Genomic DNA, 19,947 nt, shown 5'->3' with positions numbered 1-19,947 from the left:
TTGAGACAACACACTAAGCTATCATCTTAGAATAATTTCTTCCCATCTAGCGACCATTGGTGATATACCTATATATAACACCAAAACAGCCAAGGAAACCTATATGACGCATTGGCATGATCGCCAGCCGATATTTCGGCAGTTGGCTGATCGAATCACTCAGCAAATCCTGCAAGGAATTTGGCAAGAGGGTCAAGCCTTGCCTTCGGTACGAAGCGTCTCTGCGGATATGAAAATCAATCACCTTACCGTCATGAAAGGCTATCAATTACTCGTTGACGATGGACTCGTTGAAAAGAAGCGTGGTCAGGGCATGTTTGTGACTCACGGAGCAAAACTAAAATTGTTGGCCGACGAAAAAGCGCGCTTTCTTCAACAACAAATCCCGCAAATCGCCGCCACGTTACAACATCTGGATATGTCACTGTCAGAGTTTATCCAGCAACTAAAACCACATCTTGAAGGTGACCAATGAACGCACTTGTTAGCGTCAAGCACGTATCTAAGCAATATCATAGAAATGGTGAAGCCTTACATGACATTAGCTTTGAATTACATGCAGGCCAAGTCCTTGGTCTGCTCGGACATAATGGTGCAGGAAAGTCCACTTTGATTAATGCGTTGCTCGGCGCGCACCAATACCAAGGCAGTATTCGCATCAATGGCTTTGAGCCCGTCACGCAACGCGATCAAATCATGCACAGCTTGTCTTATATCTCAGATGTCAATGTGCTGCCCGGCTGGATGACTGTCGCCCAGCTTCTCAGCTATACAGAAGGCGTTCACCCGAGCTTTAACCGCAGCAAAGCAGACCAAGTCCTTAACCAAACCGATATTAAACTCCGAGCACGCATCAAAACCCTCTCGAAAGGGATGAAGGTGCAATTACACCTAGCAATTGTCATCGCCACCAATACGCAAATATTAATTTTAGATGAACCTACCCTTGGGCTGGATCTCGTCTACCGAGACACATTCTACCGCCACCTATTAGAGTGGTTTCACGATGGTAAGCGAGCGCTAATCATTGCCAGTCATGAGGTAGCGGAGATCGAGCATCTACTCACGGACGTGCTGATTCTTAAGCATGGTCGCCCAGTACTGCAAACCTCAATGGATAGTATTAGCGACGATTACTTTATTCTTGATGCTAGCGATGAACATAAAGACCACATTGCAACCATGAACCCGCTCTCTTCTCAAAAAGGGCTAGGCACGACTAAGTGGCTGCTTTCGTCTCAATATGCCTCACAGGCAAAAGAGCTTGGGGATGTGTATGGCGTGAAGTTAGCAGATCTGTTTTTAGCGTTACAGAAGGAGAAAGCATAATGCGTTCTACTATTGCTATGTTACGTAAAGAGTGGCAGGAAAACCCACTGGTTACGCGTATTCCTTTATTCATGTTTGCCTGCGGACTGCTTCTTTTTATCTCTCTGATGAGCAGCTCGACCTTGCAGCACAATCTATTTTTCCAGATGAACTTCAGCGGCGATGTCAGTGATATTCACAGAGAAATGGGTGACGACGTCAATATGCTAATCGCTGGCGGTGTAGGGCTGCTGTCCATTTTACTTGGCACCCAATATTTCCCAAGAACACTTCGTAAAGAACGTGTTGAAGGCAGCCTGATGTTTTGGCGCAGTATGCCCATTGGCGATGTAAAAACCCACCTCGTTAAACTTGGATTTGGTTTATTGGTGATTCCTTTGGTGTGTTCTATATTGGTCTTTTTTGCCGATCTGATGCTATGGATGCTCAATGCCTCAACTGACCACCAGCTGGCGCTGCTCTATCGTCATGCATCTCTCGTGGACGTTGTGTTCAACTGGTTTTCATTTTGTTTAAGAATGGTAATAGCAGGCGTTCTTCTATTCCCCTTCGCACTGACAGCAATGGCTATTTCTCAGAAAGTGAATTCCCCGCTCGTAGTGTTATTAATTGCCATTTATGCGCTACGCTGGATGCCAATCGCACTATTTGGTTATTACGGTGTCGACCAGTTCTTTTCCGACATATTCTATTTACCGCTGCACGCTATTCTTGCCGCTAATCCACTGAGTGCCATACCAGAAGCAGGGTGGTCTCACATCGCGATTTATATGGTCATTGGTGTGTTGGCTTGGATGACGAGCCTTAGATTCAGCCGAACCGTGAGTTAGATAGTGGAGTAAAAGCAGAACATCCCCCCGTCAACAATCCGTGTCAACGGGGGGATAGCAGGGATGCTGGTTATTTCATGGGGGAGAAATACATCCCTCAAATTAACTATATGCTTAGAGAGTTTAGTCGTCTGTAGGAAGACGCTCTCTTAATCCAAGATTATTCCCACGCCGCTACACATTAAGCCTAGCAATCCGTGCTATTTAATGGTGAATCCTCATTTTGTAAATTACGTGTCATCAATTCGACTGCTGTTTCAAGAACGTAGTCCACACCATCAATCAGATGCTGGTACGTCGGCGAAACGAGAATATCAGGTTTAATCCCTGTGCCGACAAAATCTCGTCCATCAGCATAAGTATCTCGCTTTGTGCACACTCTAAAACAACCGCCACCGGGTAAGTTGCGAAATAACGGCTGTCCTGTACTACCATAAGTGTATTCACCAATCGTCGTCATCGTATCTAGCGCCTGAGCGTACACTAAAAAGTCTTCCGCTGCCGAGACAGTCCCACTACTCACTTTGCACTGCGGATCCTGCTAGTCATTCCGGAAACCCACACATAGCATGATGCCATGCGCCAGCTCAACCGCTATATTGATCACAGACTTAATCCTAAACAACACTCTACTAGTAAAAGATTGCTACACTTGAACTTCTATTTCATCAAGAGTTGACTATGGCTGACCTACTCTCTTTTAGTTTAATTATTATACTGTTGGTGATGTCTCCAGGCCCCAACGGGGTACTGATTCTAAGATCCACCTCTCTGTTTGGAAAAAGGTCCGCACTCTATAATATTGTTGGCTTTATTCTAGCCATGTTTATTCAGGCCAGTTTAGGGATATTTGGCATTTCAGCGCTATTGCTAGGATCTCCTTATTTTTTCAACATATTAAAATACATTGGTTCAGGCTACTTTTTATACATAGGGATAAAAATGCTCGTCGGCTCCTTTAGTGCGAAGGCGTCAGCGAGTGTACCCGGCTTGAAACACTACGCCGCTCCCAAAGCATATAAATCCGTTCTCGAGGGCTTTCTCACTCAATTTTCAAACCCCAAAGGTATACTGTTTTATTTGGCAGCCTTTCCTCAGTTTGTCGACTTTGATAACTTCCAATATGTCGATGCCTATCTATTAGTGGCGATTCACGGTCTTGTGCTATTAACTTGGTTTTATTTTGTCGCGCTGGTTATCTTGAAAATGAAGGGCAGTACGCAACATTCCTCCGCAGGCTTTTGGGTAAACCGAATCGCCGGTGTGGTGATGATTTACTTTGGTTGTGTGTTGTTTTTTAGCCAATAGCCTTGGTGTTATCGCCATAGGGCGGTCGCGTATTTCCACACTCTATCTCCAAGCCTCTATTTTCCGCCACATTATGTCCAACCAATCATTTCCGTCCTCACTGCAAACTTATTCGGACGATCTAAGGCTTGTAACATCCAATGCGCCACATCCCTTTTTGAAATTTGATCGCCAAGGTTGAATTTATCGACGATCCCAACCGCGCGTTGACTATTTTTATCGACTAATCCTACTGGCCGAATTGAAAGCGTATCGAGCCCACTTTGCGCAAAGGTATCTTCCATGTGAGAAAAGTCAGCAAACGTTTTCCGAACATTACTACTGCGAATCAGCAGCTTCAGCGCAACACTCATTTGAGATTCACTCTCCGCCACACCTGCCGCACTGATAGCCACCACTCGTTCAACGCTCTGCGCCTTCATCGCGCTCACCAAGTTCTGCGCAACCTGTGTCATGAGATCTGGCGGGGACGCCAACGCAGACCATGGGTTATTCGGTTTAACGCGCATAATTCCAAGCGCAGAGACCACTGCGTCTTGGCCTTTCAACGCCTGTGTTAGCACATTCGTATCAAGCACGTCTCCCACAATAACCTCAACCCCTTGCGGAGCCACGTAACGACTAGAAGCACGAATCAGCATGGTGACGTTATACCCCTGTTCCACCGCCAACTTTACCAACCACTGCCCAACGCCACCCGAACCGCCTAAAACAAGCAAATTTTTCTTAGTCATATATCACCTCTCTCTAGAAATACTCTACCTAGCGTCAGTAGGGCGTATTCACCGTACGTTCCGCTCTATTTGTTAAAATAGTAACGACACTTCCACGATTGAAACAGAGGTCTTTATAGAAATCAGTTTTGTCATTTTGACAATAAACAGGTAGTTTAATTGGAAAATAGAGCATTAATTAGGTCGATTATGGATAAATTAAGAGCGTTGCGTTACTTCAAACGGGTTGTTGAATTAAGAAGCTTTAGTAAAGTCGCCGCCGAAGTTGATGTCCCACCTTCATCTATTTCTCGTCGAATTAAAGATCTAGAAAATGAGCTAGGGATAGAGCTCATTCAAAGAACAACTCGCCAAGTAAAAGCCACTGAATTAGGCACCCTTTATTACCAACAAATAGTGCCCGGTATGAAACAATTGGACGATGCCGATGAGCTAATATCACAACGAAAAGAAGCCATGGTTGGAAAGCTTAGGATAAGTGTCTCGACAAGCTTTGGCGAACGCGTTCTCCTGCCTACGTTACATAAATTTAGGCAACAATATCCCAACATCACATTAGACATTGATTTCTCCGACAAGGTAGTCAACTTTACGACTGATCCGGTTGATATTGCGATTCGAGCCGGCCAACTAACTCAAGATCGCATTGTTGCCAAACCTTTGTCGAGTTCAGCATTTAAGCTCGTCGCCACTCCGAAGCTAGCAACAAAATTAATGCTGTCCTACGGGAAAAATGAATTATCGGTCGACGACCTTCAGACAATCCCCACACTTCAGTACCAACGCAATAAAGAAATATTACCTTGGTGGGCATACCAAAATGAGAAATGGACTCAATTAACGCTAGTGCCAGCTTTTAGCTGTAACAATGGTGAAGCCCTAATGCATGCCACCTTAGCGGGTGAGGGTATTGCGCTGTTTCCAGAATGGTGGGTTCGTCCCTATTTAAGGGATGGTTCACTGGTCGAAGTGCCGACATGCCATCCAATATCCAATGGGCAAACCAGCAATTTAGACATCTTTATCGTTTACCAAAGTGCTAAGTACCAAATCCCAAAAATTAGAACATGCATTGATTTCATTTTAGACAATGTCGACTAAAGGCACTGGGCATCGGAGAAGAAAGCACAGTGGCTCTTTTCTCCGATGGTACTCTCATCACTCTATGGTTTGGTCGTAAATGACCAAATAGGACCCTCAATAGTTTGTTCGCCTTGTCCAGTATCTACACGCCAGTAGTATGTCGTATTCCCAATTAAACCATTCATTCTATATTCTGCATCAATTGCTGATACCGTCGTTAAGGACGTGGGTGTCGCGCCAAAAAGTACCCTGACATCCGAGCTTAAAGCTTGCACATTGAATCGTAAATAGGGATTTAATGACACACCTTCAGAGCCATTAAATGGCACGGGATTACTCGGCTTCAACCCTTGATGTCCAGGTAGCCAATAAAGCGGGTCATTTCGCTCATAAGCGCCAATATCCGGGGCGTTACCGATATACTCTAGTGTCGTAAAGCGAGTATTACTTGAGCCTGTGTCAACGATAGGGCTGCTTTGAATAGGCCTAAAGTCTCCCCACAACGCGCCTTCAAGATGAGCTAAAACATCACCCGACGTCGCGGTTAAGTTCGAACCCGTGATGCCAGGGACTGTAAGCTGCTCTGCTGTACCGGACTTTCTCCCCACTAAGCTCCCCACTAAATTATTCATCGTTTCCGAATTGTGGTTGATGCCACCGGCACTTTCTTTATTAAAGATAATCAGGTCAACCGCTTGGTTATTAAACGCTAAGTTATTGTAAGTACCTTGATAGTCACCTTTAATAATTGAGAAATTGGTATCCCAAATAACATTGTGGTGCACAACACCATCCCGCCCTGTTTTCGCAGCACCTTCTACGCCATCAAAACGAATTCCGGCTTTTGGCGTACTATGAACCCAGTTATAGGCAATTTCAGTCCCTGCTTGCTCATCAATACCCACGTTAATCGCCGCACCATCATGTTGTAATAAGCTGGTATTGTAGACATGATTCCCCGTCACCTTCGACTCAGCTCCAACCCTGACACCTTCAGAGTTGCCTGCGGTATGGAAGGTATTATTGCTAAAGGTAATATCCCGACTCTGCTGAGCCATGTTGATTGAACCTTCCCCACCCGTTCCTAAGTTTGAATAATCAATATCGTGGATTAGGTTATTATCAATCACATCGCCTTGCTCTTTGATCATTTCCATTGCAGGGCCGTCTGTGTAAGCAAAGTAGCTATTCACAATACGATTGTGGGTGCGAGTAATCGCTGAATTGTTATTGATAAATTTGATGGTGTCTGGACGTGTCAAATTACCCAGCATTCGCTGCGAATAGGCATAATGCGTTGCGTCAACATCGTCAAAGGTAATGTTGTGTGAGTTGATCACGGTAAAAGCGGTGGCGAAGAAGTCCATATCCTTAACCACAATATAACTAGAGTTACGAACGGTTAATCCATAGGTTTGGGTTTTCCCTCGAATAACCAGTTGATTTGGATCCTGATTATCAGGCGCCCACAAATATAGGGTTTTACTGTTACGATCAAAAAACCATTCATTGGGGCTATCGAGCAGCGCTAACTTGCCTTCTAAATAGTAATGACCCTCTTCATATTTCACACTTTTGTTTTGCCAAAATGACGCGTTACTTAAAATACTGGCCGCATTTTTCATCGCCGTACCAGAGCCAGAAAAATCGCTACTATAGGTAAATTTGTTGCTACCCGGTGTATGCTCCGACACCACTTGCGCCCAGTTTAACCAAGATCCAATGTTAAGTATGGCAATCGCGCCTGTTGCATCAATCCCTGAGTCTGCAAGTGACTGCTCATTTACTCCTGCGGGTAAATGAACGTATTCGTTACCTGCAGTTTTAACTGAAATACTTTCGTATGGACGTTCATCAATCATCACACCAAGTTGACTTTGCGGCGCTTGATGACGCCACGTTGCTTTCATGTTCCACAAAGAGCCATCATTAATCTGAGCATTCGGCCACCGTGCTGGCATCACAACCTGATCGTCAATAAACAGTTGCCAAATATCTTGAGTCAATTGAGTCTTATAAATCTGCCCACTATGAATCGACCAAGGTTGTTTGATCTCAACACTACCGTCAAATATTGCGCCATTGCCTCTAATAGTAATAGGCTGACTTGCCGTGGCATTAATTTTATCGACAACTTGATCTTGTTGATAACGACCCGCAAGCATCTCGATGGTTTGCCCAGCTGATGCCTGAGTTAACGCCTTTTTAAGACTTAAAAAAGGGGCGGTGAAAGAACCGTTATTGCTGTCGTTACCCGTTGGACTTACGTAGAAGTTCGCAGTGACATCTGGACACAACTCAGCACTATCAACCGTAGATCCATCGGGGCACTCCACAACCGGAGGCGAGACAGGGCACTCATTTACACTGTTAACTACTGAACCATCAGGGCAGGTAATCGGCTCTTCAGGCGACGTTGTTGGGCACTCGACCGTTTGCCAAAACCAAGAACTGTTGGAAGGTGTCTCCCAAATTCCCGGACTGTTTTTTGCCTCATAGCAGCTATCGAGATAAAGCACGATATCGCCATCAACAACCGGTGTCTTCCCTTCAATCCAAGGTTGAGCGTTCGTGTCTGTTGTAGGAGGAAGATCCACACACACACCATCAACGAGCTGTTGGTTCTCGGTGCAGTTCGGTGGCTCAGGTGGCGCTACACACTCGTTATTAATAAGCTCTGTGCCGTCAGGGCAGATTGGAGGAGTAATGGGTGATGAACAGGCCACTGAGCTCCAAAACCAGGTAGATTGTTTAGAAGGGGTTTCCCAAGGTCCAGGGCTGTTTTGCGCTTGATAGCACTCGCCTTGATAACTGACCACATCGCCATTGTTGACTTGAGTCTCTCCCCCTATCCACTCTATATCAGCCGACACCGCATACCCACTTGCTAGCATCATTAGCAGTGCTGAAAGCCGCATTCCATTCTTCATAATATTCCCTATTCTGAAATGTTGATGATTCACGATATTAATGACTGCCATCACGTTAACTGACCATTTATTGAGCAATGACCAAAGTCGTAGAGAATGCGACGCACTTCTAAGCAAAACATAAGAGGTTGTGAGCTTAACTCCACAACACGTGTCGTGAATACTTGCCAATAAGGAAGGTAAGAAAACTCCCACAAGGCACCATGGCGAAAAATTCGACAATGCAGCCATTCACCATTATCGCCATGTTGCGACTTTTATAGGAAAATGTACTTTTTTTGCCTTCTTTAAATAGACTCGGCAATGCTGGAACGATAACCCATTGAAATATTGAATTAATCCATGCCTTTTTTGCTTGGTCCCTCGCAAGTCATCCATTTATAAGACTTATGGGATACACTTTCAGCACTTATAATTACTAAAATATTACCTTGTCTATTTAAGGGTAATACCATGAAATTAATAATAAAAACATGTTTAATCACGCTAGGGCTAGTTTCTCTATCAGGTTGCGTTTCTTCCAAAAATGCACAACAAACCGCACCGGATATTAATGCCGATACACAGTACAGTGACATCAGTCTGGCATTCCATGATCAGCGTCCTTACGTCTTAGATAACGATAAAACCGTCGCATTTGAAGGCATAATACGCTCTGGTTTTGGGATTCCTTATTCCTACGAAACCTACACCAAGCAACCGTTAACCGATTATCTCTCAGATAGATTATCCGCCGGTTTTGAGAAAGCGGGGGTCGAAGTCACACAAGTCATTACGACACCGCTTATGGACACAACTGAAGTAAAAAGTGCTTTAGTCAGTGCTGGTAATAAGTCTATTTTGTTTGAAATGCGCAACTGGAAGTACGACACCCACGCCTTTAGCGATGGCGTGTATATTGATGTCACGATGACCATCTTAGATTCGAAAGGAAAATCACTGCTGACTCGAGTTTATAACGTAGAGGATAATATCCCAGACAATGGAGGAGACTCCATCATTAACAATGTCCAACAAGCGTATCAAACCCGATTTGAAACCATCTTTGCCGAGCAAGATGTCTTGGATGCGTTAAAGAAATAGCCCATTCTTTTCATAAAAAAGTGCTCAACATTATCTGATGTTGAGCACTTTTTCTGCGGCGCTGAATTTCACACCTTCAATATAGCCTGTCCACGACTATAGTTAATCCACTACTATCGCCAATCCGCTACTATCGCCAATCCACTACTATAATCAGTTCACTGTTGAGCCTGAGCCCTCATGTATTTCACCACGTCAAATACCGCTTCATATTCTTTGTTAAAGTGATCGTACGGCGCAGGTAACTCAGACTGAATCATGCTGTTAATCGCCACGATAATGCCTGACTCAGGATCCGCCCAAATCAATTGACCCGCCCAACCACTATGCCCAAGGCCATACTCATTCATAATCGCCGATTTATAATAGCGACTTTCGATGTGCGTCAACTCTGCGGGTACTGGCTCACCCTCTTTGTTTGCCACTTTCATATCCTGAATAGCTTGCTGCTTGTCACTAATCAGTAAGCGCCCATAACGCGCAAAATCAATGGTTGAAGACATCATCGACGCGCCAATCACAGGCGTTCCAGCAAAATCGGTACCCATAAAGACGGTATTTTCTCCCCCAACCTCGTGAAACAAGTCACGAATTTGCTGATCAAGCCCTACGCCCGTAGCCGACTCGACCAACCAGCCAAGTACACTGGTATTAATGGTGGCATAGTTTGCCATGTCGCCTTGCCACTCATTGCTTTGCCCCATCTTCTCTATCGACTCAATCCAATCACGCAATTCCAAGCGCTCATCGTTACGCTGCATACCGATCACACGCTCATCTTTGTCAAAGTTCGCGAGCGCTTTGGGGTCACCCTTATACGCTGCCAGCTCAGCAACAGAATGATTCACATTCATCGCCGCCACATCCCCCACGGTTCGGCCTCTAAACCCTGAGCCGATTGAAGGAATGTATTTCTCTACTTTGTCTGTGAGCTTAATTTTGCCGTCAGCAATCGCTTTATTGAGCAGTATGTAACCTATTGACTTAGTTGCGGATTGGTCTGAAAACGTCGTCGAACGATCATGGCCATTACGATATTGCTCTAGTAACACGTCGCCGTTAGCCGTCATCACAACAATACTGCCTGTAGCAGGGTGATTCAATAAGCGAGCAACAGAAGGAATCTCATGTAAATGGTAGTCACGTTTTTGATGATCCACTTTAAACACATCCTGCGCATTAACCGCAATCATATTTGGGTAAAACGTAGGCATCACTGCTTGGCCAACATGACGCTGTTGCTGCCAAGTATCAATGGTCACTGGAACCTGATTCGATGGGGAAGCGCTCGCATGGTCATTATTAGCAAAAGCATTGTCGGCAAAGGCAAGTCCAATCGAGGTGGCTAATGAGGCAACCACAGCGATCGTTTTCATGGATTTTTTCATAATGTACTCCTTCATGTTGCAAGGTACTGGTTGAAAGTCCGTCTATTATCTATATTATTTTCATTAGTAGTTACTAGGCTTCCTATGAGTTAATCATAGGGTAGAAATAGCGAGTCGCATCATGATTAAACCGGATTTACTCAAATCTTTTATTGCCTCTGCCGATTGTGGGTCCTTCAGTGCCGCCGCGCGTGTACTGGGCAAGCATCTGACGACGGTCAGCGGTAATGTCGCCAAGCTTGAAGATGATTTAGGCGTGATGCTATTTGACCGAGAAGGAAAATACCCGCAACTTACTGAAGCGGGCCGAAACCTATACGATGGAGCAAAAGTGGCCGTTGAGAGTATTGAGCGCTTCCAGCGTAATGCCCAGCAACTCTCAATAGGTATCCCTGCAACAATGATGATAGCTATTGATGAAGAATTGGATCTTCAACCATTTCTACCTTTGTTAAAAGCGTTACAAAAAAACTGGCCACACATCACGCTAACCATACTATCTCTGCCCCCAGAAGATATTCTTCAACGAGTGCGAGAACAACGCATCGATTTAGCTATTGCACCAACCCTGGAAGGCAATAGTCAGTTTTACGAATTTCGAGCAATTGGTAACTGCATGATTGACATTGTTTGTGGTCAATCGCACCCTTTAGCGAAGCAGCGTACCATCAGCAACGACGATCTAATGGCGCACACCCAGTTAATTGGTCCCTCTAGTCGCAGCCTTACTATATTGCGTCAAGGCACAAAAATGTCCTCGTCATTACTGGAAAGCAACGGGTACCACAACTTTCTTTCTCTCGTTCGTGCTGGCCTAGGCTGGGGTTTTTTGCATCGATTAAATCAGCAGCCAATCTGTGATATCATTTCTATCCGACCAGAATTTGTACAAACCCAATTGCAGGTACAGTACGATGTTATTTGGCCGAAAAATCAACCAATAACCGAAGTACATTCGTTCGTTATTGAACACATTAAGCACGTTTTTCAAACCGAATCTGCAAGTTAATCAGTGTAAGTTAGCTTATCGTTGCCCATAAAAATTGATAATTAAGCCCGAATACCAACAATGACGTATTGACAAATCGAATAATAACTAATTCGAACTATTAAAAGATCAGAAATATTATAAGGCACTCTCTCATTACATCAGAGGTCCTTATGCGCCAATCCAAAACGCTGACGCTTTGCTTACTTCCCTTAGTATTAGCAGCTTGCCAACCCCAAATAGAAAACACCGCAAACACGACTGTATCGGTTGATGTCGTTACGATCGCGGCTCAACCCTACTACCACCAAGCGCGGTTTATAGGAAAAACTGCCGCGATCCATAAAGTCGACATTGTTCCACGAGTCTCGGGCTACTTAAAGTCACGTCACTTTATCGAAGGAGAGCAAGTCAGTAAGGGAGAATTGCTATTTGAGATCGATCCCGCGTTGTTTGAAATTGAGATATTACGCCTAGAAGCCGCATTAAAAGAAACAACCGCTGATTTTAATATCATCGACCAGAAGCACAAAAAAGCCATCACCCTCGTCAAAAAGCAAGCCCTCTCCTCTTTAGAATTAGATCAGCTCACCGCTGAACGCACCTCTTCGCTTGCTCAAATTGACGCGGCAAAAGCCGCACTATCACGTGCAGAACTCGAATTATCGTATACCAAAATCACCGCACCATTTGACGGCATCATTGGCGCGAGTCGATTTAGCCCCGGCGCTTTAGTGGGACCAGGCAGCCAAGCCCTCACCCAAATCGTTAGCTTCGATTCCGTGTACGTGAATATCCAGTTGGATGAGAAACAACACGTCAACAACCTACAAGAGCAGTTGATCAAAGGTAGGGAGCTTTCAGCACCAAACTTTACCTTGCAACTCGCCAATGGTGCACAATATGGCCACCAAGGCGAATCCAATTTCATTGATAATCACATGGACAGCCTTAACGGTTCAATCCGCTTTAGAGTCAAATTTCCGAACCCAGATAATCTGCTTATTCCAGGCCAGTTCGTTACTGTAACAAGTATTGAGAGCCAACCCAGTTCTGCCATCTTAATCCCGCAATTAGCGGTTCAAGAAGACCAACAGGGCCGTTTCGTCTTGGTCGTGAACAATCGTAATATTGTCGAGGCTAAGTACATACAGGTGAGTGATCGAGTCAATGATAACTGGCTTGTCGAATCGGGGTTGTCTGGAGGTGAGCGTGTCATTGTAGAGGGACTACAAAGCATAAAGTTAGGTATGGAAGTCGATGTGAACCAGAGAGGATAGCATCATGGCTGAATTTTTTATCAACCGTCCGAACTTTGCGATCGTTCTATCGATCGTCATGACCATCGCTGGTTTATTGACCCTAATGAAAATGCCGGTCTCCCAGTTTCCAAATATTGTTCCCCCTTCTATCGAGGTTTACGCCGTCTATCCCGGAGCGGATCACAATACCATCCGAGATACCGTCGCCAGTGTCGTTGAACAAGAAATCAACGGCGTTGAAGGGATGATTTATCTTGAGTCCAAATCGAACAACGATAATACCTACCTGGCTTATGTCACATTCGAAATTGGCACCGACCCTGACAAAGCTCAAGTCTTAGTGCAAAACCGAGTCAACAAAGCCATGGCTAAATTGCCCGATGAGGTAAAACAGCAAGGTGTTACCGTAGAAAAAGTAGCCAACTCCATCCTAATGACCGTCAACCCGTACTCGCCTGACGGTAAGTTCGATAATCTGTATCTTTCTAACTACGCCTCACTCAACATCAAAGATGCACTATTACGCGTTGAAGGTGTGGGTAAAGTACAAGTTATCGGAGAACAAAACTACTCGATGCGTGTCTGGCTTAATCCAGAAAAAATGGCGGCGCGTGCCATCACAGCTTCACACATTGCCGACGCTATTGCAGCGCAAAACACCACGGTAGCGGCTGGAAAACTGGGAGAGAGACCGACGGCAGGAAACCAAGTGTTTCAATACACCATTCAAACCAAAGGTCGCCTTCTTGATACGACTGAATTTGACAACATTATTTTAGCGTCCAATAACGATGGCAGCTTTGTGTATCTAAAAGATGTCGCCCGAGTAGAACTTGGCGCCGAGCAATATTCTGCCATCGCGACATATGCGGGAAATGAAAGTCCAATTCTTGCCATCTATCAAGCGCCTGGTGCGAACGCCGTACAAGTTGCTGAAGATGTTCGCCAGATTATGACGGTTCTAAGTGAGCGCTTCCCTCAAGGCATGGCTTACGATGTGTCCTATGATTCCACGACATTCATCAAAGTGTCGATGGATGAAGTATTCGAAACACTCTATATTGCCGTGTTGCTTGTGGTCGCCGTAACCTTTTTGTTCTTACAAAGTTGGCGAGCCACTATTATTCCAGCCATCGCTATCCCAGTGTCGTTAATTGGCACCTTTGTCGTGATGGCCGCTATGGGCATTGATATTAATACGATTTCAATGTTTGGTTTAATCCTTGCGATCGGCGTAGTCGTCGATGCCGCCATTGTTGTGATTGAAAACGTCGAACGGCTCATGGAAGAGGAGCATCTTGATGCAAAAACTGCCACATCCAAAGCCATGAAAGAAGTCACCGCGCCACTTATTGCTTCCGCATTAGTGTTACTTGCCGTGTTTGGCCCTGTGTCTATTGCCCCCGGTATGGTGGGACAAATGTATCAGCAATTTGGCGTGACCATTTCAGTCTCGACCATTATTTCCACCATAGTGGCATTAACGCTTACGCCAGCATTGTGTGCCGTCATGCTCAAACACGAAGAAAAAAAACAACGCGGTATATTAGCGGCCTTTAACACCCTAGTCGCGAAAATTACTCGAGGATATGTCGGGTCGGTAAGCTTCCTTGGTCGCCGCCTTCTTCTTTCTGCGTGTTTCTTTATTGCCATTCTCGGGGGGATCGCCACGTTTGCCGCCTTTACGCCGAGTGATTTTATTCCCGCAGAAGACCAAGGCTCCTTCATCATTGACGTCAATCTCCCAGAAGCGGCAGCACTCGACAGAACCGACATTATTGTCGATCAACTGGTTACGGATATTTCCTCGCTCAGTGGAGTAAAACATGTCATCGCCGCTAAGGGTTACTCATTACTCAAAGGGGCCGCTTCACCAAATTCAGGGATGATGATCGTTGTGCTTGATAACTGGAGCGAGCGCAGCGAACCAGAACAAAGTGAATTTGCCTTAGTGGCCCAAGCACAGAACCTTATTGATGGTAACCAAGATATTTCTGGTATGGCATTTTCTATGCCCGCTATTCCGGGGCTGGGCAACGCGGGTGGACTCACCCTACAAGTCGAAGATCTCAACGGTCGTCCAATAGAAGAAATGGCGCCAGCACTGAATGGCTATTTACATGCTCTAAATCAATCTAAAAAAATAGCGATGGCATTCACCACATACAGTGCTAATGTTCCGCAGCTGTATCTTGATATTGATAGAGCAAAAGCACTTGCCCTTGGTGTCGACCTACAAGAGGTCAATCTAACCCTCTCGGCAATGATGGGTAACCTTTATGTCAACGACTTCACCAAATACGGCAAAAACTATCAAGTAAACCTTCTCGCAGAGCAAGAGTTTCGCAACAGTGAAAACGACTTAAGTCGACTCTACGTTCAATCAGACAGTGGGAATATGGTCGCACTTTCAACATTTGCTCGCTACAAACCGCTAGTAGGTTCAGATAATACCGCGCGATACAATCTCTATAACACTGCGCAAATATTGGCGATTCCTGCTCACGGTTATAGTTCAGGGGAAGCCATCGATGAGATGGAGAAAATTGCCGCAACGAGTCTCCCTTCAGGGTACGCTTACGAATGGACAGGGATGACTTATCAAGAGTTGGCGGCCGGGGATGCTGCACCCTATCTTTTCGCCCTTGCGTTATTGTTTACCTACTTATTTCTTGTCGCCCAATACGAAAGCTGGTTGATCCCAATGGCGATCATTCTTTGTGTTCCAACAGGGCTCATTGGCGCGCTGGGGTTTGTATTCGCTACAGGTGGCACCATAAACCTTTATACACAAGTCGGTTTGGTTCTACTCATCGGCATGGCCAGTCGCAATGCCATATTAATTGTGGAGTTTGCTAAAACACTTCGCGAAGACAACCAATTATCCATTATGGAGTCGGCTAAACAAGCCATTGCTCTGCGGATACGCGCAGTCATGATGACGGCTTTTTCATTCATTTTGGGCGTCCTCCCTTTGGTTATTGCCAGTGGCGCAGGATCGGCCAGCCGTAATGCGCTAGGCATCGCCAGTTTTGGAGGTATGCTAGCTGCAACCGTGATTGGCTGCGTCCTTGTTCCGGTGTTCTTTATCGCCTTACAAAGACTACGCGAACATGGGCGATTTAAACCTAAGTTGCCATCAACTCGCGTCCCGTGTGGGCCTGATAAAATGCCATAACCCCTGCAGAGACATCATTGTTCCCCATACCAAATGACTCATTCACCAAGCTTTGCGCTACGCAACGCTTGGTTTTTTTGTCTCGAATATCATGCTGTTGAGAAGTCTTCTATCACCTATTCATCTCTTCGATAGTTTGTAGTTTCGCGCTGCATCAGAAGCTAGGTAGAGTGAGCATACGCCAAAGGAAGGCTCTTTTACTCACCCTCTATCACGATTTTATATAGGTAAATAGAATGAAAAAATCCATCTTACTCATGACTTTAATTGCGACTGGCGCGAGTGCCTACCATCCATGTGATGGCGGCAATGAAATCACTGATGCCGTTGAAGGCGCAGTGGTTGGTGGAGTCGTAGGCGCGGTCGCAGGCAATGCCACAACTGGCGCGGCAATAGGGGCAACTGCAGGTGTCATATCAGGCGCTTATGACGAGGTTGACTGTGACAACTATATCGCAGATGAAATCGTCGCAGACTCAATCCGAGAAGACATAGAAGATGACATCATCGCCGATGCCGTATGGGACTAGATCAACCGCAGCGACGAGCGTGCTCCGGTTGCATCATTGTAAACCTTAAGTTTTAGCGCTACTTCATCTCTCGCCTTACAGACTATTTTCAAAGTGAGCCAAAAACTCACCACAACCTTTCTGAAAAATAGGTAATGCTAAGGCGATTTTTTCTTCACTCCAATTCCACCAAGCCAACGCTTCCAAACGTGAAGCGTAACTAGGGTCATCAAAACGATCTCGTAGCACTCGTGCCGGATTTCCAACCACTATCGAGTAGGCAGGAACATCCTTGGTGACTACACTACCCGCGCCAATAATGGCACCATTTCCCACCGTGACACCCGGTAGGACAATGGCACCATGACCAATCCACACATCATGGCCAATGGTGACTTTATCCTCTTCACGCCATGCAAAGACTTCATCATCCAGTGTGGCTGGGTTCTCTCCCAAACCATACTTACCAGGTCGATACGTGAAGTGGTGTAGTGTCGGACGCCACCATGGGTGATTGCTCGGGTTTACTCGCACGTTAGCCGCTATCGACGTGAACTTTCCTACCTCGGTAAACATCAGGTTGCAGTCGTTTTGAATATAACTGTAGTCGCCCAACACCACGTTATTGAGCACGCAGCGTTCCGCCACTTCAGTCCAGTAGCCTAGCTCAGTTTGATGGTATTTTACGCATGGTGAGACGCTCGGCGCTGCGGATAGTGCCGTTGATTGTGGTTGACTCATAATGTTATCTCCTGACCGTCGCTTAGTAGTTGAATGGTATGGGGCAGCGTGTGCTGGTGATGATTAAGCCAGTTGATAGTATCGTGACTTACGTGAACCAAGCCTAAATTGTCTGGCTGGCACTCCTCTACTATCTGCACGACTTGATGTATGTCGTTATGATTTTGAACAAGGCGCGTTTCTTCGCATTCTATCGGCGGGTAATTACAGTCAGTAATAATCCACTGTACATGCCGAGCCAAGAGCCATGCCTTAGTCTCGACAGGTAATCCATTGGTATCGGTCAAGTACGCCAAGCATTGTCCATTCAATTCAAACGCATAGCCTAAGCATAATTTTGAATGCGTCAGAGGTAGGGGGGTAACCGTAATGCCTTGCCACGTAAACGCTTGAAACGGCGTTGCGCGTTGGGAAAAATCCAACAACCCTGAATGCTTGTAAAGATCATCGCAACCATTCGGATCATCTGGTGAGATAACAGGAATGGGCTCGCCCATCCCCCACCGCAGATCAAACAAACTGTGCACATGATCCATATGGTAGTGTGTCACCAATATGGCGCTGATCTTCCCTGCAGGAAAGCGAATTAACAAATCAGGGGCGTTCGCGTCTAAAAGTAGAATGTGTCCGTTATGCTCAATATAGGCCGACGTTTTTTCCCGCTTTAATTGGCGGTTTGAACTTGCTAATAGGCACGCTTCACACGAACAGCCATACACTGGCATCATAGCGCTATTGCCCGTCCCCAACATCGTTAACTTCATTGCGCTGACGTGGCCAATACTGCGTCCACCTCCAACTCTGAACCGACCTCCAATTGTTGACGTTTGGCCTGAAACTGCGCCACACTGGCACACACTGACCCGCTATTATCAATCACCCAACTTTCTTCTATTCCCATATATCCTTCTATATCCGCAACGCTATACGCTTTAGCACGCTGTAAACGCTGCTCAATTTGAACAGAATTTTCTCTACCCCTTGCCGTAAGACGCTGCCTCAAAATAGACGCTTCAACCTCAATAACAACCGGAATTAACTGGCCAGAGAACACCCTTTTCGCTTGTTCTAACTGAGCCCGAGAACCATTGACCACAACAGAAAGCCCTTGCGCGAGCCAGGTCTTGATTTCCACTCCAACGCCATAACATAGACCATGAGCTTGCCAATGCAGTGCAAATAAGCCTTTGGCTTGCCGGCTTGCAAACTCCTCACGACTAAGGGAAACATGGTTTTCTCCTCCCGCATCAGCAGGTCGCGTAATATAACGATGAGCGATAACAATCTCTCGACAAAATTGCGCACGAATCGCCTCTATCAAGGTATCTTTGCCTGAACCAGATGGACCAATAACGTAATACACCTTTGCATTAAAAGATGAAGGAGGTAAGCAAACACTCACCTCTTCTTTCTCTGACATATTCTGATATGGCATGAATTAAAAGACCTTCTTCCCCTGACGCCACACTCGCGCCACCAACGGATGGCCATCAACTTGACGCGCTAAGACCAAGTCAGCACGTTTACCTTCATCAATGATGCCTCTATCATTCAAGTTAAGGGCTTGGGCAGGATTCTTCGTCGCCAACTGTACCGCTTGTGGCAATGTCAACGTGTTACGTTCATCCGCTGCAAGCGTGTAAATCGCTTCGAGGAGACTCATTGGATAATAGTCCGAAGAGAGAATGTCGAGTACACCTTGGGCAGCGAGTTCATGCGCCGCCACATTGCCCGAGTGCGAGCCACCACGAACGACATTCGGCGCCCCCATTAACACCTTAAGACCAAGTTCATGAGACTTTCTTGCCGCTTCAACTGACGTAGGGAATTCCGCGATAGCCATACCGAGTGCTTTTGACTCAAGCACGTGCTCAGTCGTTGCATCATCATGACTCGCCATCGGCGTGTTGTGCTCACGGCACTGACGGCAAATCTCATCACGATTTTGTTTCGACCAGCGTTGTGACAGATCAACCTGCATTTTTTCAAACGCGGCCATCTCACTATCACTCATGTTGTATTTACCTTGATAGTAAGTGCGGTATTTCTCAACATTGACAAATTGTCGCTGCCCAGGAGCATGGTCCATTAATGACACCAATTGAACCTCTGGCAAATCAATAAAGCGCTCAAACATCTCAACCGTTGTCTCATGAGGGACTTCACAGCGAAGATGCAAACGGTGCTCAGCTCGAGTCAATCCACGCTTTTGGCTTTCAATGACCGTATTAATGAATAAATCGAGGTTTGCTTGGCGCTTCTCCTCTCGAAAGTCACCAAGCGCCACCGCATCCAATACAGTAGTGATACCAGAGCCAATCAATTGCGTATCATGTGCACTCATCGCAGAAAATGGTGGCCAGTCGACCTTGGGCCGAGGGGTGAAGTATTTTTCTAAATTATCGGTATGGAGCTCAATGAAGCCGGGCATCAAATAACCGCCTTCTCCATCGTAAGCACCAGAAATTTGGCTAGGAGAATCCGACATACTGGCAATTTTGCCATCTCTCATTTCTAGAGAGCCCTGCACTACTTCATTTTCTAATACTAGATTTACATTGGTGATAATCATGCGTTGTTCTCC

At 45.8% G+C, this 19,947-nt stretch carries 18 protein-coding genes; 10 read left to right on the top strand and 8 right to left on the bottom strand.

Annotated features, from left to right (window positions below; translation table 11 throughout):
- Positions 1-103 precede the first annotated feature (103 nt).
- From L4D05_RS11300 to L4D05_RS11290, 3 genes are read left to right on the top strand one after another with little or no spacing between them, the layout of a single operon-like run.
- Positions 104-475 carry a GntR family transcriptional regulator gene (locus L4D05_RS11300; protein ID WP_428752896.1) on the top strand — a complete coding sequence of 124 codons (372 nt, stop codon included), beginning with the start codon at positions 104-106 and terminating at the stop codon, positions 473-475.
- Positions 472-1,329 carry an ABC transporter ATP-binding protein gene (locus L4D05_RS11295; protein ID WP_428794042.1) on the top strand — a complete coding sequence of 286 codons (858 nt, stop codon included), beginning with the start codon at positions 472-474 and terminating at the stop codon, positions 1,327-1,329. Before L4D05_RS11300 ends, L4D05_RS11295 begins: the two co-directional genes overlap by 4 nt.
- Positions 1,329-2,159 (top strand): hypothetical protein, encoded by an 831-nt coding sequence (locus tag L4D05_RS11290; protein WP_428794041.1) that lies wholly within the window; start codon positions 1,329-1,331, stop codon positions 2,157-2,159. Before L4D05_RS11295 ends, L4D05_RS11290 begins: the two co-directional genes overlap by 1 nt.
- 187 nt (positions 2,160-2,346) lie before the next feature.
- Here L4D05_RS11290 and L4D05_RS11285 read toward each other — a convergent pair whose 3' ends face one another.
- Positions 2,347-2,682, bottom strand: coding sequence for a S41 family peptidase (locus L4D05_RS11285; RefSeq protein ID WP_428752891.1), 336 nt, complete (start codon positions 2,680-2,682; stop codon positions 2,347-2,349).
- A 158-nt stretch (positions 2,683-2,840) separates the two neighbouring features.
- On the opposite strand from L4D05_RS11285, the gene L4D05_RS11280 reads away from it, so the two are divergent.
- Positions 2,841-3,467 (top strand): LysE family translocator, encoded by a 627-nt coding sequence (locus L4D05_RS11280; RefSeq protein WP_428752890.1) that lies wholly within the window; start codon positions 2,841-2,843, stop codon positions 3,465-3,467.
- Between the two features lie 71 nt (positions 3,468-3,538).
- Here L4D05_RS11280 and L4D05_RS11275 read toward each other — a convergent pair whose 3' ends face one another.
- The gene (locus L4D05_RS11275) at positions 3,539-4,201 is read right to left on the bottom strand and encodes an NAD(P)H-binding protein (protein ID WP_428752889.1); all 663 of its coding nucleotides are present in this window, start codon (positions 4,199-4,201) and stop codon (positions 3,539-3,541) included.
- 189 nt (positions 4,202-4,390) lie between these two features.
- Here L4D05_RS11275 and L4D05_RS11270 point away from each other — a divergent pair, with 189 nt between their 5' ends.
- The gene (locus tag L4D05_RS11270) at positions 4,391-5,302 is read left to right on the top strand and encodes a LysR family transcriptional regulator (RefSeq protein WP_428794040.1); all 912 of its coding nucleotides are present in this window, start codon (positions 4,391-4,393) and stop codon (positions 5,300-5,302) included.
- Positions 5,303-5,364: 62 nt separating this feature from the next.
- Here L4D05_RS11270 and L4D05_RS11265 read toward each other — a convergent pair whose 3' ends face one another.
- A complete protein-coding gene (locus L4D05_RS11265) occupies positions 5,365-8,214 on the bottom strand; it encodes a hypothetical protein (RefSeq protein ID WP_428794039.1) in 2,850 nt (949 codons plus the stop codon).
- Between the two features lie 453 nt (positions 8,215-8,667).
- Between L4D05_RS11265 and L4D05_RS11260 the strand changes: the two genes are divergently transcribed.
- On the top strand, positions 8,668-9,297 hold the full coding sequence (locus L4D05_RS11260) for a hypothetical protein (RefSeq protein ID WP_428794038.1): 630 nt from the start codon (positions 8,668-8,670) through the stop codon (positions 9,295-9,297).
- Between the two features lie 158 nt (positions 9,298-9,455).
- Here the strand turns inward: L4D05_RS11260 and L4D05_RS11255 are convergent, their stop codons facing one another.
- Complete coding sequence (locus tag L4D05_RS11255) at positions 9,456-10,685, bottom strand: serine hydrolase domain-containing protein (protein WP_428794037.1); 1,230 nt, start codon at positions 10,683-10,685, stop codon at positions 9,456-9,458.
- A gap of 121 nt (positions 10,686-10,806) precedes the next feature.
- Between L4D05_RS11255 and L4D05_RS11250 the strand changes: the two genes are divergently transcribed.
- From L4D05_RS11250 to L4D05_RS11235, 4 genes are all read left to right on the top strand, one after another.
- Complete coding sequence (locus tag L4D05_RS11250; RefSeq protein ID WP_428752882.1) at positions 10,807-11,694, top strand: LysR family transcriptional regulator; 888 nt, start codon at positions 10,807-10,809, stop codon at positions 11,692-11,694.
- A gap of 152 nt (positions 11,695-11,846) precedes the next feature.
- Positions 11,847-12,953, top strand: coding sequence for an efflux RND transporter periplasmic adaptor subunit (locus L4D05_RS11245; protein ID WP_428794036.1), 1,107 nt, complete (start codon positions 11,847-11,849; stop codon positions 12,951-12,953).
- A 4-nt stretch (positions 12,954-12,957) separates the two neighbouring features.
- Complete coding sequence (locus L4D05_RS11240; RefSeq protein WP_428794035.1) at positions 12,958-16,113, top strand: efflux RND transporter permease subunit; 3,156 nt, start codon at positions 12,958-12,960, stop codon at positions 16,111-16,113.
- Between the two features lie 236 nt (positions 16,114-16,349).
- Complete coding sequence (locus tag L4D05_RS11235; RefSeq protein ID WP_428752878.1) at positions 16,350-16,643, top strand: YMGG-like glycine zipper-containing protein; 294 nt, start codon at positions 16,350-16,352, stop codon at positions 16,641-16,643.
- A gap of 75 nt (positions 16,644-16,718) precedes the next feature.
- Here the strand turns inward: L4D05_RS11235 and L4D05_RS11230 are convergent, their stop codons facing one another.
- The 4 genes from L4D05_RS11230 to phnM are packed head-to-tail and all read right to left on the bottom strand — an operon-like array spanning position 16,719 to position 19,935.
- Positions 16,719-17,363, bottom strand: coding sequence for a DapH/DapD/GlmU-related protein (locus L4D05_RS11230; protein ID WP_428794034.1), 645 nt, complete (start codon positions 17,361-17,363; stop codon positions 16,719-16,721).
- Complete coding sequence (gene phnP / locus L4D05_RS11225; protein WP_428794033.1) at positions 17,360-18,127, bottom strand: phosphonate metabolism protein PhnP; 768 nt, start codon at positions 18,125-18,127, stop codon at positions 17,360-17,362. Before phnP ends, L4D05_RS11230 begins: the two co-directional genes overlap by 4 nt.
- Positions 18,124-18,798 carry a ribose 1,5-bisphosphokinase gene (phnN, locus tag L4D05_RS11220; RefSeq protein ID WP_428794032.1) on the bottom strand — a complete coding sequence of 225 codons (675 nt, stop codon included), beginning with the start codon at positions 18,796-18,798 and terminating at the stop codon, positions 18,124-18,126. Before phnN ends, phnP begins: the two co-directional genes overlap by 4 nt.
- Before the next feature lie 3 nt (positions 18,799-18,801).
- Positions 18,802-19,935 carry an alpha-D-ribose 1-methylphosphonate 5-triphosphate diphosphatase gene (phnM, locus tag L4D05_RS11215; protein ID WP_428752870.1) on the bottom strand — a complete coding sequence of 378 codons (1,134 nt, stop codon included), beginning with the start codon at positions 19,933-19,935 and terminating at the stop codon, positions 18,802-18,804.
- Positions 19,936-19,947 lie beyond the last annotated feature (12 nt).

This window comes from Vibrio nomapromontoriensis (assembly GCF_050337205.1).
GTDB lineage: Bacteria > Pseudomonadota > Gammaproteobacteria > Enterobacterales > Vibrionaceae > Vibrio > Vibrio nomapromontoriensis.
The sequence above is the reverse complement of the archived record's forward strand: the minus strand, read 5'-3'. Positions and strand labels throughout refer to the sequence as shown.